The organism is Miltoncostaea marina, assembly GCF_018141525.1.
Lineage (GTDB): Bacteria > Actinomycetota > Thermoleophilia > Miltoncostaeales > Miltoncostaeaceae > Miltoncostaea > Miltoncostaea marina.
This window is the reverse complement of record NZ_CP064655.1, coordinates 1,083,793-1,100,417: the sequence shown is the minus strand read 5'-3', so window position 1 is coordinate 1,100,417 and position 16,625 is coordinate 1,083,793. Positions and strand designations below refer to the sequence as shown.

Annotated in this window: 11 protein-coding genes; 5 read left to right on the top strand and 6 right to left on the bottom strand. The window is 75.5% G+C overall.

Going from position 1 to position 16,625, the window contains the following annotated elements; all coding sequences use genetic code 11:
* Positions 1 to 65: 65 nt before the first annotated feature.
* Complete coding sequence (gene dnaE, locus ITJ85_RS05460; protein WP_217915344.1) at positions 66 to 3,515, bottom strand: DNA polymerase III subunit alpha; 3,450 nt, start codon at positions 3,513 to 3,515, stop codon at positions 66 to 68.
* Between the two features lie 158 nt (positions 3,516 to 3,673).
* Between dnaE and ITJ85_RS05455 the strand changes: the two genes are divergently transcribed.
* The gene (locus ITJ85_RS05455) at positions 3,674 to 4,117 is read left to right on the top strand and encodes an ester cyclase (protein WP_217915343.1); all 444 of its coding nucleotides are present in this window, start codon (positions 3,674 to 3,676) and stop codon (positions 4,115 to 4,117) included.
* Between the two features lie 214 nt (positions 4,118 to 4,331).
* Positions 4,332 to 6,116: a heavy metal translocating P-type ATPase gene (locus tag ITJ85_RS05450; protein WP_217915342.1), complete on the top strand. Its 1,785-nt coding sequence runs from the start codon at positions 4,332 to 4,334 to the stop codon at positions 6,114 to 6,116.
* A 28-nt stretch (positions 6,117 to 6,144) separates the two neighbouring features.
* Here the strand turns inward: ITJ85_RS05450 and ITJ85_RS05445 are convergent, their stop codons facing one another.
* Genes ITJ85_RS05445 through ITJ85_RS05435 form a run of 3 tightly spaced genes read right to left on the bottom strand, consistent with a single transcriptional unit; the run spans position 6,145 to position 8,920 of the window.
* Positions 6,145 to 6,765 (bottom strand): hypothetical protein, encoded by a 621-nt coding sequence (locus ITJ85_RS05445; protein WP_217915341.1) that lies wholly within the window; start codon positions 6,763 to 6,765, stop codon positions 6,145 to 6,147.
* Positions 6,765 to 7,718, bottom strand: coding sequence for a WD40 repeat domain-containing protein (locus ITJ85_RS05440; protein WP_217915340.1), 954 nt, complete (start codon positions 7,716 to 7,718; stop codon positions 6,765 to 6,767). Before ITJ85_RS05440 ends, ITJ85_RS05445 begins: the two co-directional genes overlap by 1 nt.
* Positions 7,715 to 8,920, bottom strand: a complete 1,206-nt coding sequence (locus ITJ85_RS05435) for an argininosuccinate synthase (RefSeq protein WP_217915339.1) — start codon at positions 8,918 to 8,920, stop codon at positions 7,715 to 7,717. The genes ITJ85_RS05440 and ITJ85_RS05435 overlap by 4 nt, the downstream gene beginning before the upstream one ends.
* A gap of 231 nt (positions 8,921 to 9,151) precedes the next feature.
* On the opposite strand from ITJ85_RS05435, the gene ITJ85_RS05430 reads away from it, so the two are divergent.
* The 3 genes from ITJ85_RS05430 to ITJ85_RS05420 all read left to right on the top strand — a co-directional run bounded on the left by ITJ85_RS05430 (position 9,152) and on the right by ITJ85_RS05420 (position 13,030).
* Positions 9,152 to 9,607, top strand: coding sequence for an ATP-binding protein (locus ITJ85_RS05430; RefSeq protein ID WP_217915338.1), 456 nt, complete (start codon positions 9,152 to 9,154; stop codon positions 9,605 to 9,607).
* Positions 9,608 to 9,695: 88 nt separating this feature from the next.
* Positions 9,696 to 10,466, top strand: coding sequence for an ABC transporter ATP-binding protein (locus ITJ85_RS05425; RefSeq protein ID WP_217915337.1), 771 nt, complete (start codon positions 9,696 to 9,698; stop codon positions 10,464 to 10,466).
* A gap of 8 nt (positions 10,467 to 10,474) precedes the next feature.
* On the top strand, positions 10,475 to 13,030 hold the full coding sequence (locus ITJ85_RS05420; protein ID WP_217915336.1) for an ABC transporter permease: 2,556 nt from the start codon (positions 10,475 to 10,477) through the stop codon (positions 13,028 to 13,030).
* A 1,520-nt stretch (positions 13,031 to 14,550) separates the two neighbouring features.
* Here ITJ85_RS05420 and ITJ85_RS05415 read toward each other — a convergent pair.
* The gene (locus ITJ85_RS05415) at positions 14,551 to 15,729 is read right to left on the bottom strand and encodes an aspartate aminotransferase family protein (RefSeq protein WP_217915335.1); all 1,179 of its coding nucleotides are present in this window, start codon (positions 15,727 to 15,729) and stop codon (positions 14,551 to 14,553) included.
* Positions 15,726 to 16,607, bottom strand: coding sequence for an acetylglutamate kinase (gene argB, locus ITJ85_RS05410; RefSeq protein WP_217915334.1), 882 nt, complete (start codon positions 16,605 to 16,607; stop codon positions 15,726 to 15,728). Before argB ends, ITJ85_RS05415 begins: the two co-directional genes overlap by 4 nt.
* Positions 16,608 to 16,625: the final 18 nt, after the last annotated feature.

The window sequence follows — 16,625 nt, the reverse complement described above, 5'->3', positions numbered from 1 at the left end:
TGGCGCCGCGCACGGCGGCCGCGGACGAGCCGCGCCGCAGCGCGCGGCGCGGGGGCGGGCGGCCGTCAGGCCAGGCAGCGCTCCCCGAACAGCGTCTTCAGCTCCGCGACCAGGGAGTTGGCCCGGGGGTCGACCGAGAACTCGTCGCTGAGCCGCAGCCGGCGGCGGCCGGCGGGGGTCTCCACGTCCACGATCACCTTCGCCGGGCCGGGGTGGTCGACGAGCACCCGGCGCAGCTCGGGGAGCGGCGTGGCCGCGAGGCGCTCCATCGGGACGCGCAGGCGCAGGCGCTCCTCCTCGCCGCCCTCCTCGGGCACGAAGGCCCGGACCGACTGGGCGACGAGCTTCGTCTCGCCCTCCCCCTTCTGGTCGACGCGGCCGGTCATGAGCAGCATCGCGTCCATCGTGAGCAGCTCGCGGGCCTCGGCGAGCACCGCCGGCACGACGACCACCTCGACCTGCCCCTCGAGGTCGTCGAGGCGGACGAACATCATCGGCTCGCCGCGGCGGGTGGTGATGTTCTTGACCGCGCCGATCATCCCGCCCACGGTGACCGGCTCGCCGTCGGCGCGCTCGCCGAGCGCGGCGAGGCCGCACGTGACGGCGCGTGCGAGCTGGCGGCGGCAGTCCTGGAGGGGGTGGCTCGACACGTAGAGGCCGAGCGCCTCCTTCTCGGCGGCGAGCAGCTCCTCCTTGGGCATCTCGATCGTCGGGACCGGGGCGTCGACCTCGAGGACGACCGGGTCGGCGGCGCCGTCGTCGCCGCCGCCCATCGCCCCGAAGAGCGACTCCTGGCCGGCCGCGAGGTCCTGGCGGCGGCGCGCGGCCTGGGCGACCGCGGCCGGGATCGTCTCGAGCATGCCGAGGCGCGTGTCGCCGGTGCAGTCGAGCGCCCCGGCGCGCACGAGGCTCTCCAGCGCGCGCTTGTTGACCTGCGCCTGGTCGACGCGCCGGCAGAAGTCCCAGATCGACTCGAACGGCCCGCCGGCGTCGCGGGCCGCGATGATCGCCGCGACGGCGTTGTCGCCGACGCCCTTCGTCGCCGTGAGGCCGAAGCGGATCTCGCGCTCGCCGGTCACCGCGAAGTCGGCGCGGCTGACGTTGACGTCGGGCGGCAGCACCGAGAGGCCCATGTCCGTGCAGCAGGCCACGTAGAAGGGCACGCGGTCCTTCGTGTCCATCACCGAGGACAGCAGCGACGCCATGTACTCGGCCGGGTGGTTCGCCTTCAGGTAGGCGGTGCGGTAGGCGAGCAGCGCGTAGCAGGCGGCGTGACTCTTGTTGAACGAGTAGTCGCCGGCCGCCTCGCAGAGGCCCCAGAGGTCCTGCGCCACCTTGCGGTCGGTGCCGCTGGCCAGGCAGCCCTCGATGAACTCGTCCTTCAGCGAGGCCATCAGGACCTTGTCCTTCTTGCCGACCGCCTTGCGCAGGTCGTCGGCGCGCGACGGCGAGAACCCGGCGAGCTGCCGGGAGATCGCCATCAGCTGCTCCTGGTACACCGCGACCCCGTAGGTGGGGCCGGTGATCGGCTCGAGGCGCGGGTCGGCGAACGTGACGAGCGAGGGGTCGCGCTTGTTGCGGGCGTAGGTCGGGATGAAGGCCATCGGCCCCGGCCGGTACAGCGCGACGAGGGCGATGAGGTCGGCGAACTCGGTCGGCCGCACCTCGCGGAGCGCCTCGCGCATGCCGCTCGACTCGAACTGGAACACGCCGACGGCGTCGCCGCGGGCCAGCATCGCGTAGGTGGCCGGGTCGTCGAGCGGCACCGTGTCGATGTCGAGGTCCTCGCCGGTGCGGTCCGCGATGAGCCGCAGCGCGCCCTCGATGACGTCGAGGTTGCGCAGGCCGAGGAAGTCCATCTTCAGCAGGCCGAGCGCCTCGACGTCGTGGTCGGGCACCTGGGTGACGACGTTGCCCTCGTCGTCCATCCGCACCGGCACGTAGTCGGTGATGTCGCTCGGCGCGATCACGACGCCGGCGGCGTGGACGCCCTCGTTGCGCACGAGGCCCTCGAGCGGCCGGGCGGTGTCGATGATCTGCTTGGTGACCGGGTCCTCGGCGTACGCCTGGGCGAGCTCGGTGCCCGGCTTCATCGCCTCCTCGAGCTTGATCCCGATGGGCCGCTCCGGGACGAGCTTGGCGATGCGGTCGACCTGGCCGTACGTGTGCCCCAGCACGCGGCCGGCGTCGCGCACGACGGCGCGCGCGAGCAGCTTGCCGAACGTGCCGATGCGGGCCACCGCGGACTGGCCGTACTTCTCGGTGACGTAGGCCACCACACGGTCGCGCCCGGCCACCGAGAAGTCGGTGTCGATGTCGGGCATGCTCTTGCGCCCCGGGTTGAGGAAGCGCTCGAACAGCAGGTCGTGGGCGAGCGGATCGACGTCGACGATACGCAGCGCGAACGACACCAGCGAGCCGGCCGCCGAGCCGCGGCCCGGTCCCACGGCGACGCCGTTCTCGCGCGCCCAGCGCGTGTAGTCCCAGACGATCAGGAAGTAGCTGCTGAAGCCCATCTCCCGGATGACGTCGAGCTCGAAGCGCAGCCGCTCCTCGGCGGCGGCCGGCCAGCCGCCCGGGTAGCGCCGGTCGAGCCCCTCGCGGCAGAGCCGCTCGAGGTAGGCCTCGGCGGTCTCGCCGCCCGGCACCGGGAACCGCGGGAGCTTGATGTCGCCGAGCGGCAGGCTGAGCGCCGAGCAGCGCTCGGCGATCTCCACCGAGACCGGCAGGGCGTCGAGGAAGTCGGGCAGCGCGGCGGCCATCTCCGCGCCGGTCTTGAGGTAGAACTCCTTCGTGTCGAAGCGGAAGCGCTTCGGGTTGCTGAGCACGTCCCGCGTCTGGATGGCCAGCAGCGCCTCGTGGGCGTCCGCGTCCTCGCGGCAGGGGTAGTGCGCGTCGCAGGTGGCGACCATCGGGATGCCGAGGTCGGTCGCGATGCGCCGCAGGTGCTCGTTGATGCCGGTCTGCACCGGCAGGCCGGCGTGCTGGATCTCGGCGTAGACGTCGTCGGGCCCGAAGATCTGCCGCAGGCGGTCGAGCTCGGCGGCCGCGGCGTCGGTGTCGCCCTGCTCGAGGCTGCTGCAGACGACGCCCGACAGGCAGCCCGACAGGGCGATGATCCCGTCCGAGTGGCGCTCCATCAGCTCGTGCGAGATGCGCGGCTTGCGGTGGTACCCCTCGAGGTAGCCGGCCGAGCAGAGCTTGATGAGGTTGTAGTAGCCCTCGGTCGTCTCGGCGAGCAGCGTGAGGTGGTTGCGCTTCTCGCGGGTGGGCCGCTCGCGGTGGTCGGGCACCACGTACGCCTCGAGGCCAACCACGGGCGTGATGCCGCGCTTGGTGGCCTTGCGATAGAGGTCGACCGCCCCGCTCATCACGCCGTGGTCGGTGAGCGCGACGGCCCCCTGCCCCATCTGCTCGACGCGGTTCAGCAGCCGCTCGATCTCGCACGCGCCGTCGAGGACGGAGCGGTCCGAGTGGACGTGGAGGTGGACGAAGGGCGGGTCGGCGGCGGGCATGAGGCGGTGACAGGGTGGCACACCGGGTCGGACGCCACAATCGCAGGAGTCCGCTGTTTGCGGGGCTTTTGCCGCCGGTGAGTCCTGGCCGCGCCGCCGCCCTTCCCCCGGCGGCGCGGGCGTCGTACCCTCGACCTCCCGTGCCTCGAGGAGGCGCGATGACCACGACCGCATCCGACCCCCGGGCCGTCGCCGCGGCCCAGCTCGAGGCCTTCAACGACGAGGACTGGGACCGCTTCGCCGAGCTGTCCCACCCCGGCATCGTCTACACCGAGGCGGGCACGGGCCGCCGCATCGAGGGCATCGAGCCCTACCTCGAGGCGCTGCGCGAATGGAAGGTCGCGCTGCCCGACGTGCGGGGCGACATCCGCCGCGCGCTCGCGGAGGGCGGCACGGTGGCCGAGGACGTGATCTGGCGCGGCACCCAGGACGGGCCGCTCGGGACGTCGGGCCGCGACATCGCCCCCACCGGCCGGCGCATCGAGGTCACGGCGACGCTCTGGGTGACGGTCCGCGACGGCAGGGTCGCCGACGTCGAGCACCACCTCGACGTGCTCACCCTCCTCGCGCAGATCGGCGTGCTGGGCGACGGCGAGGCCTGAGGCGGAACGGCGGGGCCGGGGGACCCCGGCTACGCTGGGCACGGCCGCACCAGGAGGAGGCGCCCTGACCAGCTCGACCACCACCGGCGCCGGGGGCACCCGGGCGGAGGCGCCGTCCGGGCCGCCCGGCGCCGTCACCACGACGGCCGGCGCCGAGCCCGGGCGCGGGCGCCGCCCGCCCGCCTGGCTGCTGCCCGGCCTGGCGCTGGCCGGGGTGCTGTCCGGGCTGCTCCTGTGGGCGCTCGGCCTCGACGTCGCGGCCGACGCCGTCTGGAGCGCGACGACCGTGCTGGTGCTGGCGCCGCTCGTCCTGAGCGTGGCCCGCGCGCTGACCCGCGGCGACCTCGGCGTCGACGTGATCGCCCTGCTCGCCATGGCGGGCGCCCTGGCGCTCGGCGAGTACCTGGCGGCGGCGGTGGTGGCGCTGATGATGTCCGGCGGCGAGGCGCTCGAGGCGCTGGCCGCCGGCCGCTCGCGCCGGGAGCTCGCGGCGCTGCTCGCCCGGGCGCCCCGCACCGCGACGCTCCGCCGCGACGGCGCGCTGGTGGAGGTCCCGGCCGACGCGGTCGGGGTCGGCGACCTGGTCGTGGTGCGCGCCGGCGAGGTGCTGCCGGTGGACGGGCTGGTCGAGGGCGGCTCGGCCGTGCTCGACCAGGCCGCCCTCACCGGCGAGCCGCTGCCGGTCGAGATCCCCGAGGGCGGGGCGGTGCGCAGCGGCAGCACGAACGCCGGCGCAGCGATCGACGTCCGCGCCACCCGGCCCGCCGCCGAGAGCGCGTACGCCGCGATCGTCCGCCTCGTGCGGGAGGCGGGCGCCCAGCGCGCACCCTTCGTGCGCATGGCCGACCGCTACGCCGTGGTGTTCCTCGCGGTCACGCTCGCCCTGGCCGGGCTCGCCTGGGCAGTCAGCGGCGATCCGGTGCGCGCGCTCGCGGTGCTGGTCGTCGCGACCCCGTGCCCGCTGATCCTGGCGGCGCCGATCGCGCTGGTCGCCGGCGTGTCGCGGGCGGCCCGGCGCGGCGTGATCGTGAAGGGCGCGGGCGTGATCGAGGCGCTCGGGGGGGCGCGCGCCGTGCTGCTCGACAAGACCGGCACCCTGACCCTCGGAACGCCCGAGGTGGAGGACGTCGTCGCGGCGGACGGCCGCTCCGCTGACGAGGTGCTGCGGCTGGCGGCCTCGGTCGAGCAGCTCTCGATGCACGTGCTCGGCCAGGCCCTCGTGGACGCGGCCGCCGGCCGCGAGCTGCGGCTGTCGCTGCCCGCCGACGTGGTGGAGGACCCCGGCTTCGGCGTGCAGGGGCGGGTCGACGGCGCGCGGGTCGTTGCGGGGGCCCCCGATTGGGTGCGCGGGCAGGGGGTGACCGGCGTCGAGGCGCTCGGCGTCGCAGCAGGGGCGGGACGCGCCGTGGTCGCGGTGGGGATCGACGGCCGGGCGGCGGGCGCCGTGGTCTTCGGCGACCGCCTGCGCGACGACGCCTCGGCCACCGTCGAGCGCATGCGCCGGACCGGCATCGAGCAGATCGCGATGGTGACCGGCGACGAGCGGTCGGTCGCCGAGGAGGTGGCGGCCCGCGTGGGGGTGGACCGGGTCCACGCCGACCAGACGCCCGCCGACAAGCTCGACGTGGTGCGCGCGATGCGCGCGGACGGCGCCGGCGTGGTGATGGTCGGCGACGGCATCAACGACGCCCCCGCGCTGGCGATGGCGGACGTCGGCATCGCGGTGGGGTCGATCGGCGCGAGCGCGTCGACCGAGGCGGCGGACGCGATCGTGGCCGTCGACGAGATCGGGCGCATCGCGGACGCCGTCGAGATCGGCCGCCGGTCCATCGGCATCGCCCGCCAGAGCGTCCTGGTGGGCATGGGCCTGTCCATCGCGGCGATGATCGTCGCGGCGGCGGGCCACCTGCCGCCGGTGGGCGGCGCCCTCCTGCAGGAGGCGATCGACGTCGCCGTGATCCTCAACGCCCTCCGGGCGCTGACGGGGCCGCGCGGCTGACCGCAGCCGGCGGCCCCGTCCCCGCGGCTCAGCCCTCGGCGAGCTCCGCCAGGATGACGCCCCACGGCCCGCCGAGCGCCAGGCGGCGCCCGTCGGCGGACCAGGCGGCGGCCCGGGCGCCGCGGATCCAGCGCACGAGCGCCCCGTCGGCGGCCCGGACGACGGCGACGACGTCGGCGCGGCCCTCGCGGGTGTACACCGCCCGGTAGGCGCCGCCCGGCGCCGTGGCGACCGGCTCCGCGCCGGCGAGGGCGTCCGGGGCGGCCGGGGCCGCGAGCCCGGCGGCGGGGTCGTCGCCGGGGCGCTCCTCGGAGGCCTGGAGGAGCTCCGGCAGCGACCAGCTGCGCCGCACGTGCGGGGAGACGCCGCGCAGCGTGGCGCCGTCCTCGTCGAACGCCAGCGCGAACGCCGGCTCGCGGGCGGCGGCGACGACCCGCACGGGCGCCGCGCCGGCGACGCCGGCGGCGCGCTCGAGGCCGGCCAGCTCCCCCGCGACCGCGGTCGGCGGCGGGGAGAGCATGAGGCCCATGGGCGGCTGGGGGCGCCGGCGGCCCGGCGCGCCGATCGAGCCGAAGACCGATGAGACCACGCTCCAGGGCCCGGGGTCGTCGGGGATGACGGCGGGGGGTCCCAGCGGACGTGTGCTCATCAGGCCTCCTCGGGTGGTGACAGCCAGGCGCAGCCCCAGTCGCCGGACACGACGAGCGTGCCCGGCTCGGGGCCGAACGCGATCGCGCGGGCGCCCTCCACGACCCGCACGGGCGCGCCGCCGCGGGCGTCGACGACGACGGCGACCGGCGCGTCGCCCTCGGGCGAGCCGAGCGCGACGAGCGCGCCGTCGGGCGAGAGCGCGACCGAGCCGCGCGCCTCCGGCGGCGCGGCCCAGCGGCCGAGCGGCTCCGCGGCCCCCGCCTCCCAGACCGTCACCGTGCCGTCGGCGTGGAGGGCGGCGGCGCGCGGCGCGGCCGCGGCGGCGTGCAGCTCGACGACCGGCGGCCCGTCGGCTGCCGGCGCCGCGCCGGGCGCGCCGACCGCGGCGCCGGCCGCCGCGAGCAGCGTGCCGTCGGGCAGGTAGGCGAGCGCGTCGGCGGGCCCCTCGTGCACCGCGGCGGGACCGTCCCCGGGCAGGTCGTGCTCCTCCACCCGGCCCTCGAGCGCGACGGCCAGGCGCCGGCCGTCGGGGCGCAGCGCGACCGGGCCCGGCCCGAGGTCGGCGGCGACGTCGCCGAGGCTCGGCAGCACCACCATCCGCCACCCGTCGGCGCCGTGCAGCAGGCCCGCGTTGGCCCCCGCCGCGCCGGCGGCGCGGTCGAGGCCGGGCGGGCGGCGGTCGTGGATCACCTGCATCGCCGGCGCCCGCAGGGTGTACGCGACCCCGGCGCCCACGCCGAGCACCAGGGCGCCGTCGGCCACGACGGCCGCCCGGCGCAGCGCCGCGGGGGCGCCCGCCATCGCGCGCAGCGGGGCGCCCGGCTCGGCCGCCGCGCCCTCCGGCGCGGGCAGCGGCGCGAACCGCAGCCCGCGCGCGCCCCGCTCGACGCGCGCGTACGGAGGCACCCCCGCCGCGTCGAGCGGGAGGATCGGCGGCCCGCCGCGCCTCATCCGCGCTCCCGCGCCTGCGCGATGCGGTACGCCGTGCGGCTCTGCAGGGAGAACAGCTCGATGAAGCCGGGCGCCGCGCCCTGGGCGAACGAGGCGTCGGCGTTGAAGGTGGCGAGGCTGCGGTCGTAGATCGCGTTGGGCGAGCGCCGCGCCACGGCCGTGGCCGAGCCCTTGTAGAGGCGCATCGTGATCTCGCCCTCCACCCGGGCGTTGACGCGGTCCATGAACGCGTTGAGGTCGGCGAGCAGCGGCTCGTACCAGACGCCCTCGTAGGCGAGCTGGGCCCACAGCGCGTCGAGCTGCGGCTTGAGCGCGTTCTCGCGGCCGGTGCAGACGAGCTTCTCGAGCTCGCGGTGGGCGGTGAGGATCACCTCGGCGGCCGGCACCTCGTAGAGGTCGCGCACCTTCAGGCCCACGACCCGGTCCTCGATGTGATCGAGGATGCCGACGCCGTTGCGGGCGGCCGCGTCGGCCACGCGGCGGATGAGCTCGACCAGGCCCAGCTCCTCGCCGTCGAGGCTGACGGGCAGGCCGTCGCGGAAGCCGAGGACCACGTCCTCGGGACGGTCCGGGGCCTCCGTGGGCGGCGTGACGAGCTGGAAGACGTCGCCGGGCGGCGGCTGCTCCAGGTCCTCGATGACGCCGCCCTCGCTCGAGCGCCCCCAGAGGTTGTCGTCGATGGAGTACGGCCGCTCCACCGTCGAGGTGACCGGGATGCCGTGCTCCTGGGCGTAGGCGATCTCCTCGTCGCGGCCCATCGACCACTCGCGCACCGGCGCGATCACCTTCAGGTCGGGCGCGAGCGTGGCGATCGTCGCCTCGATGCGCACCTGGTCGTTGCCCTTGCCCGTGCAGCCGTGCGCGACCGTGTCGGCGTCGTGCTCGCGGGCGGCCTCGCAGGCCAGCTTGGCGAGCAGCGGGCGCCCCAGCGCGGTGAACAGCGGGTAGCCGCCCTGGTAGCGCGCGTTGGCCTTGATGGCCGGCGCCACGTAGTCGCGTGCGAACTCCTCCTTGGCGTCCACCACGAGGCTCGCGACCGCGCCCAGGTCGAGGGCCTTCTGGCGCACGGCGTCGAAGTCGTCGGCCGGCTGGCCCAGGTCCACGCACAGCGCCACGACCTCGGCGTCGTACTCGTCCTGGATCCACTTCAGCATCACCGACGTGTCCAGGCCCCCCGAGTAGAGCAGCACGACTCGGTGCACCTCGTGGGGCTCGGCGAGGTATCCCGCGACGGGCGGTGACGGGCGGTGCTCTGGCACGTGGAGGCCTCCGGTCGATTGGCGCCGGTCAGTCTAGGGCACGACGGGCGCCCACCCCCCGGATCGCGGGGGGCGAGACTCTCCCCATGAGGGGGCCGGAACCGTGGAGTGACGTCGTATACCGCCGATAGGCTCCTCATGCGCACCCAGACCCTGGCGGCACCACCGGATCCCTTGACGCACGGCGTCCACTCAAGCCTGAGGCTCCCCGCCGACCTCGCGGTGCTCGGGTTCGTGCGCTCGGCGCTCGCCTGCCTGCTCACGCGGGAGGAGTGGCCGCCCGAGGCGGCCTGCATCGTCCTGCTGGCCTCCAACGAGGTGCTGACCAACGCGATCGAGCACGGGTCGCCCGTCGGCGCCGCCGTGGAGGTGGAGCTGTCGGTCACCGAGGGGTGGGCCGACCTGCGGGTCGTGGACCAGGGCGTGCCGGGCCGCGCCGTCCCCACCGTGCCGGCCGAGCCGCCGCCGCCGTCCAGCGAGCGCGGCCGGGGGCTCCTCATCATCAGCCGGCTCGCCGACGAGCTGACCGTGCGGCCGCAGGGCCGGGGGACCGAGGTCACCGTCGGCTTCCGCCGCCCGGAGGCCCGCCCGGCGACGGCCTCGGAGCGCACCGCCCGGCGCGCGGCGTAACCAGGACGTAACCCGCCGCACCTTGCGGGCCGTCCGGGAGGGGCGCGTATCCTGGCGCCGTCCGCGAACCGCCGGGGGGTGCCACACGATGTCCGAAGCGACGCCGGAGCCGACCGCTCCAGCCGCCGATCCGCGCGACGGCCTCGCCGTGTCCGCGCGGGACCTGACGAAGCGCTACGGGTCCGGCGACGCCGCGGTCGACGCGCTGCGGGGCGTCTCGGTCGACTTCCCGAAGGGCCAGTTCGCCGCCGTGATGGGCCCGTCCGGCTCCGGCAAGTCGACGCTCATGCACATCCTGGCCGGGCTCGACTCCCCCAGCTCGGGCAGCGTGACCATCGACGGCACGGAGATCACCTCGCTCTCGGACAAGCAGCTCACGATGCTGCGCCGCGAGAAGGTCGGCTTCGTCTTCCAGTTCTTCAACCTGCTCCCGATGCTGACGGCCGAGGAGAACCTCGAGCTGCCGATGACCATCGCCGGGCGCAAGGTGGACCCCGCCTGGGAGCGGGAGCTCGTGACCTCGGTCGGCCTCGACGACCGCCGCCGCCACCGGCCGTCGGAGCTGTCCGGCGGCCAGCAGCAGCGGGTCGCCCTGGCGCGCGGGCTCATCTCGCGCCCGGCGGTGCTGTTCGCCGACGAGCCCACCGGCAACCTCGACTCGGCCACCTCCGAGGAGATGCTGCGCCTGCTGCGCCACTCGGTGGACGAGTACGGGCAGACGATCGTGATGGTCACCCACGACGGCCGCGCCGCGGCGTTCGCCGACCGGGTGCTGTTCCTGCGCGACGGCCTGATCGTGCAGGACCACGGCCACCTCGAGGCCGACGCCATCTACGACGTCGTCAAGTCGCTCGAGTAGGCCGGCCCGTGTTCCGGCTCATCCTGCGCGGGCTCGCGACCCGCAAGCTGCGGACGGTCCTGACCTCGATCGCCATCGTGCTCGGCGTGGCGATGGTCGCGGGGACCTTCATCCTCACCGACCAGATCAACCGCGCCTTCGACGAGATCTTCGAGACCGGCAACGAGAAGGTCGACGCGATCGTCTCGCGCGACACGGACTTCGACACCTTCGAGGACCAGCTCCCGCCGCTGCCCGCGTCGGTCATCGACGACGTGCGCCGGGTGGACGGCGTCCGGCACGCCGAGGGCCAGATCTCCACCAGCGGCCAGCTCGTGGTGGGCGGCGACGAGATCGAGTCGCAGGGCGGGGCGCCGGCGATCGTGGTGTCGAACGTCGACGAGTCGATCAACCCGAGCGTCGTGCTCGAGGGCCGGCTGCCCGAGAACCCCGGCGAGGTCGCGGTCATCAAGAGCGTGGCCGACCGCGAGGACCTCCAGGTCGGCATGGATGACGTCGAGCTCGGCACGAAGGTCGGGCTCCAGCCGGTGAAGCTCGTCGGCGTCTTCCGCTACGGCGACGTGGAGTCGATCGGCGGCGCCACCGTCGTCCTCATCACCTTCGGCGACGCCCAGCGCTGGTTCGACCGCGAGGGCGAGACCTCGCAGGTCCTGGCCGCGGCCGAGCCGGGCCTGACCGAGGCGGAGCTCGCGACGCGCATCCGCGCGGCGATGCCGGCCGACGTGAAGGTCGAGACGGCCGCCGAGAACGCCCAGGCCCAGAGCGACGAGATCGGCGACGAGATCTCCGGATTCCTCGGCCCGGCCCTGCTCACCTTCGCGGGCGTCGCGCTCTTCGTCGGCGCGTTCATCATCTTCAACACCTTCTCGATCACCGTCGCCCAGCGGGTGAAGGAGTTCGGGATGATGCGCACCCTGGGCGCCACGCGCGGCCAGGTGATGCGCTCCGTGATCGGCGAGGCGCTCCTCGTGGGCGTGGTCGCGTCGCTGCTGGGCCTCGTGGCGGGCATCGGGGTGGCCGCCGGCATCCTCGCCATCTTCGAGGCGATCGGCATCGGGCTGCCGGCCACGGGCATCCGGGTGGCGGCCGGCACGGTGGTCACCGGCCTGCTGGTCGGCGTGGTCGTGACCGTGCTGGCGTCGGTCGGGCCGGCCCTGCGCGCGACCCGCGTGCCGCCGATCGCCGCGGTGCAGGAGGGCGCCACCCTGCCCGCCGGGCGCTTCTCGAAGGCGGCGCCCTACCTGGCCGGCCTCTTCCTGGTGGGCGGCATCCTGCTGTTCGCCTACGGGCTGCTGTCGGACCTCGGCGCCACCGAGGCGCTGCAGGCGCTCGCCGCCGGCGCCGTGCTGGTCTTCCTGGGCGCCGGGTTCCTCGCCCGCTTCGCCGTCCGGCCGATGGCCCGGGCGATCGGGGCGCCCATCGAGGCGCTCGCCGGCACCACCGGCCGCCTCGCCCGCGCCAACGCCACCCGCAACCCGGCGCGCACCGCCTCCACCGCCGCGGCGCTGATGATCGGCGTGGGCCTGGTCTCCTTCGTCGCCATCTTCGCCGCCGGCCTGAAGGACTCGTTCACCGGCGCGATCACCCGCACCATCCAGGGCGACCTGATCCTCCAGTCGAGCACCTTCGAGCCCTTCCCCGCCGCCGTCGAGGACGCGGTCCGGGGGGTGCCGGGCGTGCGGGACGCGGCGTTCATCCGCTTCCCCGAGATCAGGACCGAGCCCGGCGGCACCCAGTTCCTCAACGCGTTCGACCCCGAGGTCGGCCCGCGGGTGCTCGACTTCGACTGGGAGGGCGACGCCTCCGACGCGCTGTTCGACCGCCTCGGCACCGACGGCGCGCTCATCGAGACCAACCTCGCGCGCTCCACCGGCCTGCGCACCGGCGACCGGTTCACCGTGCGCACCAACCGGGGCAGGACCCAGGCCTTCACCGTGCTCGGCGAGTACCGCGACCCGGTGCTCTTCACCGGCATCGTCGTCTCCGACGAGGCCGCGAACCGGCTCGAGGTCCCGCCCGACCCCTCCGTCGGCGTCGTCTCGTTCGAGGACGGCGTCGACCCCGCGGCGGGCCAGGCCGCCGTCGAGCGGCGCATCGAGACCGACTTCCCCTCCGTCGACGTGCAGTCGAACGCCGAGTTCACCGACCAGATCGAGGGCCAGATCGACCAGATCCTCGCGCTGCTCTACGCGCTGCTCGCGATCAGCCTAATCATCTCCCTGTTCGGCATCGTCAACGCGCTGATCCTCTCGATCTACGAGCGCACCCGCGAGATCGGCATGCTGCGCGCCATCGGCACCACCCGCCGCCAGATGCGGGCGATCGTGCGCTACGAGAGCATGATCACCGCCGTCATCGGGGCGGTCCTCGGCATCATCATCGGCGTCGTCTTCGCCTGGGTGCTGACCCGGGGCCTCGAGGACCAGGGGATCGAGTTCTCCCTCCCGCTTGGCACGCTGGTCCTGTTCCTGGTGCTCTCGATCGTGGCCGGCGTCCTCGCCGCCGTCCTTCCCGCCCGCCGCGCCGCCCGCCTCAACCCCCTCGAGGCGCTCCACGAGGAGTAGCCCCCTCCCGCGGGGGCGCTGCGGCCCAGGGGCCGGCGCACCCTCGGCATGATGGGTCGTGGCCGAGCCGGCCGCGGGGCGGCGGGGCTCGCGCCGCCGTCGGGTCGGCGCGGGGTCCGCCGAGGGCGGGGCTCGCGTCGTCGTCGGGTCGGCGGGGGTCAGCCGAGGGCGGGGCTCGCGCCGCCGCGCCGAGGGGCTGCCGAAGGGCAACCGAGCGGTCGCCGAGGGGCGGCCGGCGGCGGGGCCGCGCGGGGTCAGCCGAGGGCGGGGCTCGCGCCGCCGCGCCGAGGGGCTGCCGAAGGGCCAGGAGAGGTTGCCGGCGGCGGGGCCGCGTCCCAGCCGCCCCCGCCACCCGCCTGGCCCTCCGTGCCGCCCGGCACATGATCCCTCGCCTGGGGGGTCGACACGGGCGCGCCCCGGGTGGGAGAGTCGGCACGGGTGCGGGGAGTGACCGCCCTGAAGGGCAGGAACCTGGGGCTCATAGGCCTGCCGCGCAGAGCGCCGTTCACGGCGACGTGACGCGCCCCATCTGTCCTCCCCGCTCCCACCACCTCCCCGTGGCGGCGATCCGCCCCTGGGGGAGCGGGCCGATTGGACCTCGGGCCGCGGTCCGATCGGAACATGGCCCGGCGCGCCGTCCGCTCGACGTCCGGGACCAGGGCCGCCGCCGAGGCCGACGTGGCGCCCGCCGTCTCGTCGATGTCCGATTGGACCTCGAGCGGTGGTCCGATCGCGACACGGCCCGGCGCGCCGTCCGATCTGACGCCCGAGCTCAGGGCCGCTGCCGACGCCCCCGCCCGCCCCTCGTGCGGGGAAGCGGTCCGATCGGACCTCGGGCGCGCGTCCGATTGCGACGTGGGCCGGCGCGGGGCCGTGCGCCTTCGGGCACGGGCGGGGGCTTTCGCGGTGACGACGGGCGGGGCGATGCTCGGTCGGCGATGGCGCGCAGCTACTACAAGGACCGCTCGCTCGGCAGCCGGCCGCCCTGTGCGATCTGCGCCGGCCCGGGCGAGGGGCCGCGGGCCGAGCTGCACCTGCCGGCCGGGGTGTCGGTCTGGCTCTGCGCGGCCCACCGCTCGGCGGCCTTCCAGCGCCGGCGGGTGGGGCGCGACCTGGTGGTCAGCCTGATGTCGGTCTGGGGGGCGGCCGGCTGCCTTGACCGGCGCCGCCACCGGGCGCTCGACCTGCACCGGGCGCGCCTGCTGTCGCGCGGCGACGGGGGGCGCCCGCGCCCCGGCTCGTACGCCTGGCCGGCCCTGCGCGCCGAGGCCGAGCGGCGCTTCGCCGCCGGCGAGCACCCGGCGGCGGTGATCGGGTCGCTGCTGGCCTCGCTCGAGGCCGGTCCCGCCCGGCCGCCCAGCGTGCGCACCATGCGCCGCTGGTTCCGCGAGGGGCGCTGGCTGCTCGACGACCCGCCCGGGCCCCCGGGTCACCGCCGGCCCGGCCCGCCCGGCGGCGGCAGCCCGCCCGGGGGCGGCGGCCCGCCCGGGGGCGACGGCCCGCCCGGGGGCGACGCCGGACTACACCCCCGCGAGCACCCTCCGCAGGACGGCGACGAGGTCGTCGAGGTCGCCTTGGTCGATGACGAGGGGCGGCAGCATCCGGATCGTCCGCGGCGAGGTGTTGTTGACCAGGAACCCCTCCCCGAGGAGCGCCTCGGTCGCCGCGGCGGCCCGGGGGCGCGGGAGGTCGATGGCGCACATCAGGCCCCGCCCCCGCGCCTCGGTGGCGAGCCCGTCCGCGACGAGCCCCCGCAGGCCGTCGAGGAGGCGGGCGCCCTTGTCGCGCACGGACGCCTGGAGGACGGGGTCGCCGAGGACCCCGCAGGCGGCGAGGCCGGCGGCGCAGGCGAGCGGGCTGCCGGCGAAGGTGGAGCCGTGGTCGCCAGGCTGCAGCACGGCGTCGTGCTCGGGCCGCGCCACGATCGCGCCGATCGGCAGCCCGCCGCCGAGGCTCTTCGCGAGGCACATCACGTCGGGGACGATCCCGGCCTCCTGATACGCGAAGAGCGGCCCGGTGCGCGAGAGGCCGGTCTGGATCTCGTCGACGATCAGCAGCGCGCCGTGGCGGTCGGCGAGCTCGCGCGCGAGCCGGACGACCTCGTCGGCGACCGGGAAGACGCCCACCTCGCCCTGCACGATCTCGAGCACGATGGCGCAGGTGCGGTCGCCCACGGCGGCGGCGAGGCCGGCCGGGTCGTCGCGGTCGACGTGGCGCACCCCGGGCACGAGCGGCGCGAAGGGCTCCTGCTTGGACGGCTGGCCGGTCAGCGAGAGGGCGCCGTAGGTGCGCCCGTGGAAGCCGTCGGCGAGCGCGACCACCTCGGGCCGGGCGGGGCCCCCGCGCTTGCGCGCCAGCTTGAGCGCCGCCTCGGAGGCCTCCGCGCCGGAGTTGCAGAAGAACACCCGCCCGCCGAGCGAGTTGTCGCGGATCCACTCCGCGAGCGCGATCATGGGCTCGGTGTAGTAGAGGTTGGACGTGTTGATCAGCCGGCCCGCCTGCTCGCGCACGGCCGCCACCACGGCCGGGTGGCAGTGGCCCACGTTGTTCATCGAGATGCCGGCCATGCAGTCGACGTAGCGGCGGCCCTCGGCGTCCCACAGCGAGGCGCCCTCGCCGCGCACGAACCCGACCTGCTGGCGGCGGTACGTCGGCATGAGGGCCGCCGCCTCCCGCTGGACCAGCACCTCGTCGATCACGCGGTCACCTTCGTGCCGATGCCGGTCTCGGTGAAGATCTCCACGAGCACGGAGTGCGGCACCCGCCCGTCGATGATGTGCGCCGCCCCGACGCCGTGCTCGAGCGCGTCGATCACGGCGGCGAGCTTCGGGATCATGCCGGTGCCGACCGCGCCGGCGTCCACCAGGGCGCGCAGGTCGCCGAGGCGGCACTCGCTGATGAGGCTCGCCGGGTCGACGAAGTCGCGGTACACGCCCTCCACGTCGGTCAGGAAGATCGCCTTGCGGGCACCGAGGGCGGCGGCCAGCCGCCCGGCCACGGTGTCGGCGTTGATGTTGTAGCTCTGGCCCGACTCGTCGACGCCCACGGAGGCGACCACCGGGACGAAGTCGGACAGCCGCTCGAGCACGCGGGGGTCGATCGCCTTCACCCGCCCGACGAAGCCGAGGTCGGCCTCGCCGCCCGGGGCCTTGTCGGCGAGGATCAGGCCGCCGTCGTCGCCCGCCAGGCCGACCGCCGGGGCGCCGGCCACGTGCAGCTGGGCCACGATCTCCTTGTTGACCTTGCCGACCAGCACCATCTTGACGAGCTCCATCGTGGGCGCGTCGGTCACGCGCAGGCCGCGCTCGAAGCGCACCTCGAGCCCCAGGCGGTCGGAGTAGCGCGAGATGTCGGGGCCGCCGCCGTGCACCACGACGGGGTTCATGCCGACGAGCTTGAGGAGCGCCACGTCGCGGGCGAACGAGGCCTTGAGCTCGGGGCTCGTCATCGCGGCGCCGCCGTACTTGATGACGATGGTGGCCCCGGCGAACTGCCGGATGTACGGCAGGGCCTCGAGGAGCACCTCGACCCGGGGCTGGAGGTCCTCGCGGCGGGTGGTGGGCGCGTCGTCGGCCATCGGCGCAGGATCGTGACA

Coding starts and splice junctions, on each gene's coding strand:
- ITJ85_RS05440 (WP_217915340.1), bottom strand. CDS start 7,718: ATGAGGCGCGGCGGGCCGCCGATCCTCCCGCTCGACGCGGCGGGGGTG.
- ITJ85_RS05455 (WP_217915343.1), top strand. CDS start 3,674: ATGACCACGACCGCATCCGACCCCCGGGCCGTCGCCGCGGCCCAGCTC.
- dnaE (WP_217915344.1), bottom strand. CDS start 3,515: ATGCCCGCCGCCGACCCGCCCTTCGTCCACCTCCACGTCCACTCGGAC.
- ITJ85_RS05445 (WP_217915341.1), bottom strand. CDS start 6,765: ATGAGCACACGTCCGCTGGGACCCCCCGCCGTCATCCCCGACGACCCC.
- argB (WP_217915334.1), bottom strand. CDS start 16,607: ATGGCCGACGACGCGCCCACCACCCGCCGCGAGGACCTCCAGCCCCGG.
- ITJ85_RS05425 (WP_217915337.1), top strand. CDS start 9,696: ATGTCCGAAGCGACGCCGGAGCCGACCGCTCCAGCCGCCGATCCGCGC.